The sequence below is a fragment of the Pseudomonas sp. Pseusp11 genome (genome assembly GCF_047304405.1).
Lineage (GTDB): Bacteria > Pseudomonadota > Gammaproteobacteria > Pseudomonadales > Pseudomonadaceae > Aquipseudomonas.
The window spans coordinates 166,527-179,329 of sequence record NZ_JBGLZF010000010.1; the positions used below are offsets into that span (position 1 = coordinate 166,527).

Genomic DNA, 12,803 nt, shown 5'->3' on the forward strand with positions numbered 1-12,803 from the left:
AGCAAGTTTGCCCCCACAGGGTGAGCATCCATCCTGCGGGAACTTGCTCGCGAAAGCGGCCTTCTGGCCTCCATCGAACTCAGAGCTGCCAAACTTCTGGTCCGACAAAAAACGCCCGGGCATTATCCTCAAGACTCTCCAGGTGATACCCGCCTTCCTGCACAATCAGGCACGGTAACCCCAGGCTGCGAATCTGCTCGCCCAGTCGCGCAAAGCCTTCACGGGTTACTGCCACTTTGCTTTGCGGGTCCAGCTCGAAAATATCGAACCCCAGGGACAGCACTAATACCTCGGCGGCAAAATCTTGTACCGCCGCCAACGCCACTTCAAGCTGCCCAAGAAAGTCAGCCTCACTCGCCCCATGGGCCATCGGCAAGTTCAGATTGAATCCCTCTCCCACCCCGACACCGCGCTCATCGCTGAACCCGGCAACCCCCGGATAGAAGTTGGTCGGATCGCCGTGCACCGAGACATACAGCACGTCATTGCGGTCGTAGAAAATCTCCTGGATTCCCTGCCCATGGTGCATGTCGGTGTCGAGCACCGCGACTCGCTCAAACCCTGCACGCAACACCTGAGCGGCCACTGCAGCATTGTTCACATAGCAGAACCCACCGGCTGCTTCGGCCCGAGCGTGATGACCCGGCGGACGGCACAAGGCATACGCAGCCGGATCGCCATCGAGCAATGCCTGGGCGCCGGCAATCGCGCTTTGCGCCGACCAATAAGCCGAGCGCCAGGTCTGCTCACCCACCGGGCAACTGCCGTCCGCCAGATAACGCGCGGCCTGAGCGAGAACCCCGCGCAACGCGTTGGGCTCGCGCACGAAGATGTTCGACATCACCTCATCGCCCCAATCTTCGGGGACTTCCTTCCAGCGCTGATGCGCTTCCTGCAAGAACGTCAGGTACGGCGCACCGTGCACCGCCAGCAACGGGGCAAGCCCGGTATCGACCGGTTGCTCGACCGTAAAGCCCAACGCCTTTGACGCCTGCACCAGCCGTTGTGCGCGCTCGGGCACTTCCTGCGGCGTGCGCATCTGCCCGCGGGAGTAGTAGCTGCGCGGATGGTGGAGCAATTGTTCGGGATGGAAAAAACTGCGCATGGGGTTAATACCTGTCAGTTAACGTAGATCGTTGCCTGGATGAACACTCTGTGGCGAGGGGGCTTGCTCGCGCCGGGCTGCGTAGCGGCCCCAAAACACTGGCAGTCCTCACTGGTTTTGTGAGTGCTGCGCACTCAAGCGGGAGCAAGCTCCCTCGCCACAGGATTTGTGTTCACTACACCGTTCTTTAATTGACAACGCCAGCGCGGGACAGCACGGCGTTCAGCAACACGTCGGTGCCCTGACGCACATCTTCAGGCAGCACGTCTTCGGCTTCGTTATGGCTCAATCCGCCAACACAAGGAATGAACACCATCGCCGTCGGACAGAACCGCGCCAGGTGAATCGCGTCATGCCCGGCACCGCTGATAATCGATTGTTGAGCGTAGCCCAGCGCATCCACCGCGTACTGCACCGCCGCCACGCAATCGGCGTCGAACGGGGTCGCCGGGCTGATCCAGTGCGGGGTGATCGTCACCGTCAAACCGCGACCGTCGGCAATCGCCTGGAGCCGTGCGCGGACCTGCTGCTCCATCGCCTCGATGGCTTCGTCGCGGTGATGACGCAGGTCAACTGTGAAGTTCACCAGGCCCGGAATGGTGTTGCGCGACGACTTGTTGATGCTCAACTCGCCAACCGTGGTCAGGCCTTCAGGGGCAAAATCCGTGGCCAAACCTTCAATTGCCTGAATCATCCGCGCCACGCCGTACAAGGCGTCCTTGCGCAACGGCATCGGCGTGGTGCCCGCGTGGGCGGCCATGCCTTCGACCCGCACGTCGAGCCAGCGAATCGCCTGGCCGCCGCTGACCACGCCGATGCTCTTGGCGTTGTCTTCAAGGATCGGCCCTTGTTCGATGTGCGCTTCAAAATACGCATCCACGGCCCCGCCCAACGGCCTCTCGCCGGCATAACCGGTGCGTTGCAGCGCCTCGGCAACGCTGATGCCATCCACGTCACGCACCGCCAATGCAGCGTCCAGTTCCATGATCCCGGTAAACACTGCCGAGCCGAACATCGCCGGGGTAAAACGCGCACCTTCTTCGTTGGTCCACACCGCCACTTCCAGCGGTTTACGGGTCTGGATGCCGAGGTCGTTGAGGCAACGGACCACTTCCAGACCGGCGAGCACACCATAGACGCCGTCAAAACGTCCGCCTTCAGGCTGGGTGTCGAGGTGACTGCCCATCATCACCGGCTCGGCATCCGGGTCGGTGCCGGCGCGGCGGGCGAACAGGTTGCCGATGGCATCCACGCTCAAGGTCATGCCCGCTTCGCGGCACCACTGGGAGAACAGCTCGCGACCGGCCTTGTCTTCATCGCTCAGCGCCAGACGGCAACTGCCGCCACGAGCCGTCGCACCGATTTCAGCCATGGCCATCAGGCTCGCCCACAGGCGTTCACCATTAATCTTCAACATGAGTCACTCCTGGAGTTTTTTGATCAAACGCAGGCCATTTCCAAACGCTGAGCGCTGGCATGGCGACGGGTAATGGACAAGCCGATCAGAACAGCGGCAGGCTGTAGCTGACCACCAAGCGGTTCTGATCCGCATCGCGTGACGCCTCACTGCGCGACACGCCATTGCGCCAACCCAGGGCAACGTTTTTCAACGGCCCGCTCTGGATCACGTAATCGACGCTCAGGTCCCGCTCCCACTCCTCTTGCTCAGGCCCGGCCGTCGTCCGGATCCCACGCCCCGACAGATACATCGCCGAGGCCTTGAGCCCTGGTAGGCCTAGGGCGGCGAAATCGTAGGTGTATTGGCCGAAACCGGTACGTTCTCCGGCGCGGGTAAAGTTCTGGATGTAACGGTCGGTCAGCAGGTAGACGCTTGCGCCCGCAGCTCCTTTATCCGGCAAACCACCCTGATTGAGCTGCACGAAGCCGCTGTCGCTGGACACCTGCTGATAACCGGCCATCAGCGCATGAGCGCCAATGCTCCAGGTGAACGCCAGGCTCCAGGTGTTGTTATCGATCTTGCCGTCGCCGTTCTGCGTATAGCCACTGGTGCGATAGCCGCTGGCCCGCCCGGCGGCCGAGTCATTGGCGCCGTCGGCGGTGGTCTTGAAGTAGCGCAGATCGGTTTTCAGCGCACCGAAATCCCCCAGTTTCAGGTTATGAACCAGGCCAGCGAAATGCTGTTGGTAATAGTCCTCGAGATTGGCGTAGTAGTACTGCGCCAGAAGCGCATCGCTGACCTTGTAATCGGCACCGGCAAAATTGAACGCGTTGCTTTCCCGAGTACCGCCGGCCACGGCCAGGCCGGTGCTGTCGCTGGAGCCGCGACCCGTGGCGTGTTCAAGATGGCCACCGGTCAGGGTCAGGTGTTCGAAGTCGTTGGAAACAATCTGCCCACCTTCGAACGTCTGCGGCAGCAGCCGGCCGTCGTTGGCTTGCAGAATCGGCAACTTCGGTGTCAGGGTGCCGTAACGCATTTCAGTCTGGGCAAAGCGCATCTTCGCCGTCGCACCGAAACGCGCCCATTGCTCGGCGGCGCCATTGCCATCACTGGGGATCATCGAACTGCCAACATGGCGACCGTCACCGCTGTCCAGGCGAACACCCAACAAGCCGAGTGCATCAACGCCAAAGCCGACCGTGCCTTCGGTGTATCCCGACTGATAGTTGAGCATGAATCCCTGAGCCCACTCTTCGGTTCTGGAAGGACTCGCGGCGCCATCGCGATTATCGTTATTGAAGTAAAAGTTGCGCATCCCGAGGGTCGCTTTACTGTCTTTAATAAAGTCCGCCATGCTCAACGAACTGAAAAGAGCACTGCCGATCGCAATCAGTGCCAACGGTTGTTTATTCATTGATTGAAGTTCCTGAGCCGCCAGCGGTCTGGCTGGCGGCCGGTCATTAAGAGAGATTTATGCTCAAGACACTGGATACCGGCTCACCCGCCATCAGCCGGGTCAGCAGTTGCGGTTCTGCTCGGTCCGATGCCAGTGCGCGCTCGATGACGTCTTGCGCGGTAGCCGGATCGAGAAACAACACACCGTTGTCGTCCGCCAGCACCAGATCGCCGGGATGCACCGTGACACCGGCGCAGTGAATCGGCTGATTGATCTGGCTGTCGCCACGGCCATGCAACTTGGTGGTCAGCAGGCTGGTGCCCCGAGCGAAGACCGGTAGCCCGGCTTCACGCAGTTCGAGCAAGTCGGTCACCGCACCGTCCACCACAATGCCCACCGCACCCGCGCAACTCGCGGCGCAACTGGTGACGGCGCCCACGGGGGCGTGTTGCCAGTCACCGTCAGTGTCGATCACCAACACATCGCCGGGCTGGATCAGCGCCAATGCCTGGTTGACCGCGATGGCGTCGGCGCCCACCAGTTTCAGGGTCAGCGCGCGGCCGACCAGTCTCACATTAGGCACCATGGCTCGCAGTTGTGAGTCGGCAAAACCCTGCTCGAGAAAATGCCCGAGGGTTGGAAAGCTCACCGCGTTGAGCTGCTCGATCAACCGGGACTCATCCATGCTGCGGCTCCTTCGCAATCAGCTCGGCGACACAGTCGATTTCCAGCGACACGCCCCAAAGGGCCACGCAGACCGTGGTGCGAGCCGGCGGCGCATGGCCGAGGAACTCGCGATACACCGCGTTGAACGGCTCCAGTTGCGCGGGATCGGTGAGGTAGGCGTTAACCTTGATCACGTGGCTGAAGTCGGACCCGGCTTCAATCAGGATCGCCTCCAGATTGCGTAAGGTTTGCCGTACTTGTTCGGAGAAATCGGCGGGTTGGTCATCGAGCCCGCTCTGGGCCGGAATTTGCCCGGCGGTGAACACCAGGTGACCGCTGACCACCGCCTGGGAGTAAGGGCCGACCGGGCCGATAAAGCCTGGGGCTGACTGAATTCTGCGCATGTTGTTGAACTCCATTAATCAGGCGGCAGCCGATTTGATTGGTTTGCCGAGGGCTGGCTCGTCCGCCGGCACTGCCGTTGGGACGTCGCTGATGTCTCGCTTGAAGGTCTCGGTCAGCAACAACAGCGCTATCAGCGAAATCAACGCCGCGCCGATCATGTACCAGGCCACTGACGAACCTTTGCCGGTCGCCGCAAGCAATGCGGTGGTGACGATAGGTGTCGCGGCGCTGCCGAGCAGGCCGGACAACATGTAGCTGATGGACAATCCCGAATAACGCACACGCGTGCCGAACAGTTCGGCGAGGAACGTCGCGATCGGTCCGTAGTTGGCGGCGAATGCGGTCATCAACAGCAAGTAGCCGAAGATCACCATGGGCAACTCTTTGGTGTCCATCAACCAGAACATCGGGAACGCCACCAAGGCTTCGGCGATGATGCCGGCGACAATAATCGGCTTGCGTCCGAAGCGGTCCGACAGCGCGCCGAACACCGGCAACATGACGATGCACCAGGCGCAGGACAGCAGCACCACGCCGAGCATCACGCTGCGGCTGAAGCCGAGATTCTGCGTGCCGTAGGTCAAGCCGAACGCGACGATGATATTGAACGACGCACCGGTCGACATCGTTGCGATCCCGCCCAGTACCACTTGTTTCCAGTACTTGCGGAAGACTTCAGCCAGCGGCATTTTCACTTGGACTTCGGCTTCCTTGACCTTGTTGAAGGCCGGGGTTTCAGCGATGTTCAAGCGGATGTACAAGCCCACGGCGATCAGCAGCACGCTGGCCAGGAACGGAATGCGCCAGCCCCAGGCCAACAGGTCTTCAGGCGACAGCCACGCCGCGATCAGCAGGAAGGCCAGGTTGGCAATCATGGTCCCGGCCGGAACGCCGATCTGTACCCATGAACCGTACAAGCCGCGCTTGTTGGCCGGCGCATGTTCCACCGCCATCAGCACCGCCCCGCCCCACTCGCCGCCCAATGCCAGGCCTTGAATCACCCTTAACAGCAACAACAGGATCGGCGCCCAGATACCAATGGCCGCATAGTTCGGTAGTAAGCCGATCGCGAAAGTGGCGGCGCCCATGGTCAGCAGCGATATCAGCAACATCGACTTGCGGCCCAAACGGTCACCGAAATGCCCGAACAAGGCAGCGCCGACGATCCGCGCCAGGTACGCCGAAGCAAAAGTACCAAAGGCCAGTAACGTGCCAATCAATGGCACGAAGTCCGGGAAGAACACTTTGTTGAACACCAGCGCCGAGGCGGTGGCAAAAACGAACAAGTCGTACCACTCCACCGTGGTGCCGATCACACTGGCCACGGCCACTTTCTTCATGCTGATTGCAACTTCCGGCGGCGCGCCGGACTTTTCTACAGGCGATAGATCGCTCATCACTGTCTCCAGGAATTCTTCAAGAACTCGTTATTTAATTGTTTTTACTGGCAGTAAAACGTTTGATGTGAGGGATTGTTGTTATATCTCGCCCAACTAAGCGGGCGAGTTTGCAAGGCACTTTTTTATTAATAACCCAGTGTTCTGTCCGCACAATTCAATAACGGCTCACCGGCATTTAAACGGCGGAAGTTCTCCGCCACTTGTTCGGCAATACAGTCATGGGAGGCGGCCGACGCCATGTGCGGCGTGATAGTGACGCCGGGCATGTTCCAGAGGCGGTGATCGACCGGCAGCGGTTCTTGTTCGAAAACATCCAGCAAAGCACCGCGCAGTTTTCCTCGCTTGAGCGCTTGTTCGAGGTCGTCGATGTTCAGATGACCGCCCCGGCCACAATTGACCAGCGCGGCGCCGTTGGCCAATCGCTCGAACGTTGCATTGCCGAGAATGCCGCGGGTTTCGCTGGTCAGCGGCAGCAGGTTGATCAGCAACTCCACACCGTCGAGAAAAGGATTGAATGCCTCGGCCCCGGCGAAAGTCTGCACGCCCGGCAAGTCCTTGCTGCGGCGAGCCCAACCGCGTACGTCGTAACCAGCGGCGGCCAGATCCTCGGCAATGGCGCTACCCAACGAGCCAAGCCCCATCACCCCGACCTTGAACTGGCCCGCCGCCCGTTGCAGCGGGCGCTCCCAGCGCTGTTCCCGTTGTTGCTCCAGCACTCGATCAAAACCACGGTGATAGTGAATCACCGCCCAACGCACATACTCGGTCATGCCTTGACGGTGGCCGGGATCGACCACCCGGCATACCGGCAAATCCGGGCACGACGGGTCGTGCTCCAAGTGATCGATACCGGCGGCCACCGAGTGAATGACCTGCAGGTTCGGCAACGCACCGAGGCTGCCCGGCAAGGGGAACCAGCATGCGGCAATCTGCGCGTCGACCGCTTGTGGATCATCGGCCAACACAGCCTTGAGTTGCGGCGCGCTGCGGGCAAACGCAGCCTGCAATTGCTTGAGCAGCAGACTGTCGCGGGACAGCAAAACCACGGTGTTGATGACGGTGTTCACGATAAGTAGGACTCGCGCTGGGATTCGATCAGGGTCAGAGCGGCCTCCCAGGCCAGGTCGATGATGTTGTCCTGTTCATCGCGGTCAAACTGTTCGGCGGTGTGCGCACAGACTTCCGGGGACGGGTAATGCAGTGCCGAGCCACCGGCCAGCGCCTGGACCTGTGCCTGACAGGCGCGTTCCAGGAAGTGAATTTCCTGAAACGCCTGAGCCACGCCTGAGCCGCCGACCAGCAGGCCATGATTGCGCAGGATCATCGCCCGGTGCGGCCCTAGATCGGCAATCAAACGCTCGCGCTCATCCAGCGACAAGGCAATGCCTTCATAGGTGTGATAGGCCAACTTGCCGTAGAACTTCAGCGCGTGCTGACTGATCGGCAACAAACCGTGCTTCTGCGCGGCGACGGCCATGCCGGCGGCGGTGTGGGTGTGAATCACACAGTTGAGATCCGGGCGAGCCATGTGGATTGCCGAGTGAATCACAAAGCCTGCGGCATTGACCCGATGACCTTCGTAAGCCGGATCGACCACTCGCCCTTCCTGATCGATGCGCACCAGATCCGAGGCGCGCATGCGGTCGAAAATAACCCCGTAGCGGTTGATCAGAAAATGATGCTCAGGCCCTGGAATCCGCAGGGTAATGTGGGTGTCGATCAGGTCGGTCATGCGAAAGTGCGCGACCAGGCGATACAGCGCGGCCAGTTCGCAACGGGCTTGCCATTCAACCGGACCGATGTGTTCAGGTTTACTCACGAATACACCTCTTTAGCAGCGTGGGTGACGACCGGGTTAGCGCGCAGGCGGGCCAGGCCGCAAACACCGATCAAGGACAGGGCCGACAGCAATGTGAAGAACACCGCCAATGGCAGCCACTGCCCGGAAAACTTGCTCGCCAAGAGCGTGCCGATCAGCGGCGTGGTGCCGCCGGCGAGCGCGCAACTCAACTGGTATGCGATGGAAATGCCCGAGTAGCGCAGGTGCACCGGGAACGCCTGGGTCATGTAACCGGCAATCACCGCGTACAGCGCCGAGAGGATCACCACCGCCAAGGCAATGCCGACGGTCATCAGCACAATGTTCTGCGTACTCACCAGCAAGAACATCGGATACGGCGTGACCATGCACAGCAGCGCGACGAGCTTGAGGAAACGGCCTTCGCCGATGTGCTCGGCGAGCAGTGCGGAAAGCGGTTGCGAGAGCAGTTGAATGACAGTCACCAGGAACAGGCAATCGAGGATCGTCGAGCGCGGGATACCCTGGTATTGGGTGACGTAAGTGATCATGAAGGTGTTGGTGAAGAAGAACCCGGCCGAACCGATGGTCACGGCTGCGGCAGCAAACAGGATCTGCCGCCAGCAGGTGCGGATCACGTCCTTCACCGGGTATTTCGCCGTTTCGTTGTTGTCCTTCGCCTTGGCGAATTCCGGAGACTCGTGGACGCCGGAACGAATCATCAGCCCAACCATCATCAGCACACCGCTGGCGAGAAACGGCAGACGCCAGCCCCAGGCGAGGAAGTCCTCCGGCTCAAGGGCGGTCACCAGACGAAAGGCGATCAAAGCCAGCAACAAACCGGCCGGACTGCCGAGCTGGGCGAATGAGGCGTAAAAGGTTTTGCGCTTGGCCGGCGCATGTTCGCTGGCCATCAACACCGCCCCGCCCCACTCGCCGCCGACCGAAATTCCCTGAATCAATCGCAGCACAATCAGACCGATCGGTGCCCAGATACCGGCGCTGGCGTAGCTCGGCAACATGCCGATGCCGGCGGTGGCGATGCCCATCAGTGCCATGGTCACCAGCAACATTTTCTTGCGGCCCAGGCGATCGCCCAAATGTCCGAAAACCATACCGGCCATGGGACGGGCAATGAAGCCAACGGCGAAACTGCCGAAGGCTGCCAACGTGCTCATCACTGGGTCGCTGCTGGGAAAGAACACTTGCCCGAGCACCAGCGCCGCCGCCGTGGCGTAGATGTAAAAGTCGTAGAACTCAATGGTCGTGCCAATGAAAGCTGCGGCCGCGGCTCGTCGCGGTTGGGGAGTAGTGTGCATGCAAGGACCCTGTGTATTTATAGTTTTGGGCAGGTACTGAAGGCTGGTTACGGTTGCACTCTGTGGCGCTTGTGAGCTTTATCGCTTTCGTGCCAGGATTAGTCAATTTTCATATTCTTATCTTTACTATTAGTACTGCTACTACATGGGGTTTCTATGTCCTCCACCTCCAACCCGTGGGTCGGCCGCCGCTTTCTGAATGACCGTCTCGACTGGAACCTGCTGCGCACTTATCTGGTAATCAGTCAGGAAGGCAGCATGAGTCGGGCTGCCGCGCGGCTGCACATCACTCAGTCGGCGGTCAGCCAGGCTTTGAAGCGCCTGGAAGAGCAACTGGGATGTGTGTTGATCGCCCGCAGTGGGCGACGGTTCGATCTGACGGAAACCGGGGAAGAAGTCCTGCGCATCGCGACGGACATTTACGGCGATATTTCGCGCTTGGGAACGGTACTGGAGAGTCGACACGACGACGTAGTCGGCAAGATTCGCATCCTCACCGTCAGCGGCGTGCAAGCACGGCACTACGATGAATTCCTCGCCGATTTCCATGAAACCCACCCGAAAGTCGAGCTGGAAGTCGAGGTGATGGGCAGTTCGAACATCATCAGTTCGTTGCTGCAAAAGACCGCGACCATTGGCGTCGGATTGTGCCGTTTACCGCAACCGAGACTGGAACAGCGGGTATTGTTTCGCGAGCGCTATGCGTACTTTTGCGGGCAACGTCATCGACTTTTTGGACAAGAGAATCTGACCCTGGAACAGCTCGCTGCAGAGAATTTCGTCAGCTTCACCAGCGATCAGCTCGGCGGCAACCTTTCACCCCTGACCCTGTTTCGCGACCAGCAAGGTTTTACCGGCAAGATCGTTGCTTCATCCACCAGTTTCGAAGAGATTTACCGCTTGATCTGCGCAGGGTTTGGTATCGGGTGTTTGCCGACTCATCTGGTGCGCAGGGATGTCGAGCAAGGTTTGCTGTGGCGTTTGCCGCCGGAAGATGGCGTGGTGGATTTCGATATCCAGCTGTTGTGGAATCGCGAGCAGAAGATGAGTCAGGCCGAAACCGTGTTCCTGGAAAGCTTCCAGCACATGCTCAGCATTCGTGAGCCTGTGCTGTGAAGCCTTGATCCTTAAACGTGAGGGTCGCCCGGGGCTTTGCTCGGCGCGGCGTATTGCGGCTTCAGGTGGCCGCCCTGATCGAGTAGCCAGGCATCCATGATCTGCCGCACCACAGGGCCGGCGACGCGACCACCGGCCTCGCCGTTTTCGATCATCACCGAGATGACAATCTGCGGATGTTCAGCCGGGGCGAAACCGACGAACAAGGCGTTGTCGCGGTTGCGCTCAAGGGTTTTCGCCCGGTTGTAGCGCTCACCCTGCTTGATCGCCACCACTTGCGCGGTGCCACTTTTGCCGGCGATGCGGTACTGCGCGCCCTCCGCCGCCGCCCGGGCAATCCCGCGGGCGTCGTGCATCACCATCTGCATGCCGTGGTTGACCTGCTCCCAGTCACGCGGATCCTTGAGCAGGATGTTTGGCATCGGATGTTCGTCCACCGGCGCGACACCGTCCACGGTCTTGGCCAGGTGCGGCCGGTTCCATACACCTTTGTTGGCGATCAGCGCGGTGGCCTGTGCCAGCTGCAGAGGAGTGACCTGCATGTAGCCCTGGCCAATGCCGAGAATCACTGTCTCGCCGGGGAACCATGCCTGCCGACGCGTGGCGCGCTTCCAGGCCTGAGACGGCATCAGACCGGGAGACTCTTCGAACATGTCCAGCGAGACCTTCTCGCCAAGGCCGAACATCGCCATGTAGTCGTGCAGACGATCGATTCCCAGCTTGTGGGCCAGATCGTAGAAGTAGGTGTCGTTGGAGCGCATGATCGCCGTGTCCATGTTCACCCAGCCATCACCACTGTGATTCCAGTTACGGTATTTATGATCAAAATCCGGTAACTGGTAATAGCCCGGATCGAAGACGCGGGTCTGCGGGGTTACGACTCCGGCGTCAAGGCCGGCGATCGCCACTTCCGGCTTGATGGTCGAGCCAGGTGCGTAGAGCCCGCGCAGCACGCGGTTGAACAGCGGCCGGTCGATGGAGTCGTGCAGTGCCGCGTATTCCTTGTAGCTGATGCCCGTCACAAACAAGTTCGGGTCGAAGCTTGGCTTGCTGACCATGGCCAATACTTCGCCGGTCGACGGATCGAGAGCGACCACCGAGCCACGCCGATCGCCCAATGCCTCCTCGGCGGCTTCCTGAAGTTTGACGTCGAGGCTCAGGACGATGTTTTTGCCGGGGATCGGGTCGGTGTGCTTGAGCACTCGCAGCACGCGGCCCTGGGCATTGGTTTCGACTTCTTCGTAACCCACATGGCCGTGCAATTCTGATTCGTAGAATTTCTCGATACCGGTTTTGCCAATGGATTGGGTGCCACGGTATTCCACCGTGTCCAGGGCTTTGGATTCTTTTTCGTTAATGCGACCGACGTAGCCGATCGAATGCGCAAAGTGCGCGCCCATGGGGTAGTGGCGAACGAACTGCGGCTCTACATCGATTCCGGGCAGACGGAACTCGTTGACCGCGAGTACGGCTATCTGTTCTTCGCTGAGCTCATAGAACAGCGTGACCGGGACGAAGGGGTGCCTGGCCTGCTTCATCGCCTTGTCGAACAGCGTACGGTCCTCGGCCGGCAGGTGCAGGAGGTTGACCACTTCATCCAGCTCGCGTTTGACATCGGAAGCGCGTTCGCGGGTGATGGTCAGGTTGAAGCTGGGCCGGTTGTCTGCCAGGACCACACCATTGCGGTCGTAGATCAGCCCACGAGTTGGAGTGATCGGCAGGACATGGACGCGGTTGTTTTCGGAGATTGTCGAGTGATAGTCGAACTCGACAACCTGCAGGACGTACATGCGCACCACCAGCGCGCAAGTAATGGCGGCGACGAACAAGGCGCAGGCCATCAGTCTTTTGTTGACCAGGAGCGTCTCTTTCTCGTGGTCCTTGATTGGTATCGGTTCGGGCATTTCTGCAGCAACTCTTTGACTATAAACGGGAGTACCGATCCGTAGGCTTGCAGTCAGTCCGTTGAAACGAGCTGCACCATACCAAAAACGGCGTGGTTTTTAGCGCGCTCTGCCGAAGTTTCACGAACGATGCGACCGTTACCAGGGATGGCCATCCGCTAGCCCTCTACTGCCAAAGCACTTTTCCTGCGGACAAAACAAAACCCCTACCTGCGTATGCAGATAGGGGTTTCGGAATTTAATCTTGACGATGACCTACTCTCACATGGGGAAACCCCACACTACCATCGGCGAT

Annotated in this window: 11 protein-coding genes; 1 reads left to right on the forward strand and 10 read right to left on the reverse strand. The window is 59.9% G+C overall.

Annotated features, from left to right (window positions below; all coding sequences use genetic code 11):
* Positions 1-79: 79 nt before the first annotated feature.
* From ACCC96_RS10990 to ACCC96_RS11030, 9 genes are all read right to left on the reverse strand, one after another.
* Entirely contained in the window at positions 80-1,105 is a 1,026-nt protein-coding gene (locus ACCC96_RS10990) for a histone deacetylase family protein (RefSeq protein ID WP_413695809.1), read from the reverse strand.
* A gap of 187 nt (positions 1,106-1,292) precedes the next feature.
* Complete coding sequence (locus tag ACCC96_RS10995; RefSeq protein WP_413695810.1) at positions 1,293-2,522, reverse strand: Zn-dependent hydrolase; 1,230 nt, start codon at positions 2,520-2,522, stop codon at positions 1,293-1,295.
* Between the two features lie 85 nt (positions 2,523-2,607).
* Positions 2,608-3,918, reverse strand: a complete 1,311-nt coding sequence (locus ACCC96_RS11000) for an OprD family porin (RefSeq protein WP_413695811.1) — start codon at positions 3,916-3,918, stop codon at positions 2,608-2,610.
* A gap of 46 nt (positions 3,919-3,964) precedes the next feature.
* Positions 3,965-4,585 (reverse strand): RraA family protein, encoded by a 621-nt coding sequence (locus ACCC96_RS11005; protein WP_413695812.1) that lies wholly within the window; start codon positions 4,583-4,585, stop codon positions 3,965-3,967.
* Positions 4,578-4,970: a RidA family protein gene (locus tag ACCC96_RS11010; RefSeq protein ID WP_007940202.1), complete on the reverse strand. Its 393-nt coding sequence runs from the start codon at positions 4,968-4,970 to the stop codon at positions 4,578-4,580. The genes ACCC96_RS11005 and ACCC96_RS11010 overlap by 8 nt, the downstream gene beginning before the upstream one ends.
* An 18-nt stretch (positions 4,971-4,988) precedes the next feature.
* On the reverse strand, positions 4,989-6,368 hold the full coding sequence (locus tag ACCC96_RS11015; RefSeq protein WP_413695813.1) for an MFS transporter: 1,380 nt from the start codon (positions 6,366-6,368) through the stop codon (positions 4,989-4,991).
* Between the two features lie 128 nt (positions 6,369-6,496).
* Entirely contained in the window at positions 6,497-7,438 is a 942-nt protein-coding gene (locus ACCC96_RS11020; protein ID WP_413695814.1) for a 2-hydroxyacid dehydrogenase, read from the reverse strand.
* The gene (locus ACCC96_RS11025; RefSeq protein ID WP_007940199.1) at positions 7,435-8,190 is read right to left on the reverse strand and encodes a class II aldolase/adducin family protein; all 756 of its coding nucleotides are present in this window, start codon (positions 8,188-8,190) and stop codon (positions 7,435-7,437) included. The genes ACCC96_RS11020 and ACCC96_RS11025 overlap by 4 nt, the downstream gene beginning before the upstream one ends.
* On the reverse strand, positions 8,187-9,488 hold the full coding sequence (locus ACCC96_RS11030) for an MFS transporter (protein ID WP_413695815.1): 1,302 nt from the start codon (positions 9,486-9,488) through the stop codon (positions 8,187-8,189). The genes ACCC96_RS11025 and ACCC96_RS11030 overlap by 4 nt, the downstream gene beginning before the upstream one ends.
* Before the next feature lie 156 nt (positions 9,489-9,644).
* Here ACCC96_RS11030 and ACCC96_RS11035 point away from each other — a divergent pair, with 156 nt between their 5' ends.
* Complete coding sequence (locus ACCC96_RS11035) at positions 9,645-10,604, forward strand: LysR family transcriptional regulator (protein ID WP_413695816.1); 960 nt, start codon at positions 9,645-9,647, stop codon at positions 10,602-10,604.
* 11 nt (positions 10,605-10,615) lie between these two features.
* Here ACCC96_RS11035 and mrdA read toward each other — a convergent pair whose 3' ends face one another.
* Positions 10,616-12,508, reverse strand: coding sequence for a penicillin-binding protein 2 (mrdA, locus tag ACCC96_RS11040; RefSeq protein WP_258672930.1), 1,893 nt, complete (start codon positions 12,506-12,508; stop codon positions 10,616-10,618).
* Positions 12,509-12,803: the final 295 nt, after the last annotated feature.

What these genes read in the sequence shown, in the direction of transcription:
- ACCC96_RS10990 (WP_413695809.1), bottom strand. Translation starts at nt 1,105, where the DNA reads ATGCGCAGTTTTTTCCATCCCGAACAATTGCTCCACCATCCGCGCAGC.
- ACCC96_RS10995 (WP_413695810.1), bottom strand. Translation starts at nt 2,522, where the DNA reads ATGTTGAAGATTAATGGTGAACGCCTGTGGGCGAGCCTGATGGCCATG.
- ACCC96_RS11000 (WP_413695811.1), bottom strand. Translation starts at nt 3,918, where the DNA reads ATGAATAAACAACCGTTGGCACTGATTGCGATCGGCAGTGCTCTTTTC.
- ACCC96_RS11005 (WP_413695812.1), bottom strand. Translation starts at nt 4,585, where the DNA reads ATGGATGAGTCCCGGTTGATCGAGCAGCTCAACGCGGTGAGCTTTCCA.
- ACCC96_RS11010 (WP_007940202.1), bottom strand. Translation starts at nt 4,970, where the DNA reads ATGCGCAGAATTCAGTCAGCCCCAGGCTTTATCGGCCCGGTCGGCCCT.
- ACCC96_RS11015 (WP_413695813.1), bottom strand. Translation starts at nt 6,368, where the DNA reads ATGAGCGATCTATCGCCTGTAGAAAAGTCCGGCGCGCCGCCGGAAGTT.
- ACCC96_RS11030 (WP_413695815.1), bottom strand. Translation starts at nt 9,488, where the DNA reads ATGCACACTACTCCCCAACCGCGACGAGCCGCGGCCGCAGCTTTCATT.
- ACCC96_RS11035 (WP_413695816.1), top strand. Translation starts at nt 9,645, where the DNA reads ATGTCCTCCACCTCCAACCCGTGGGTCGGCCGCCGCTTTCTGAATGAC.
- mrdA (WP_258672930.1), bottom strand. Translation starts at nt 12,508, where the DNA reads ATGCCCGAACCGATACCAATCAAGGACCACGAGAAAGAGACGCTCCTG.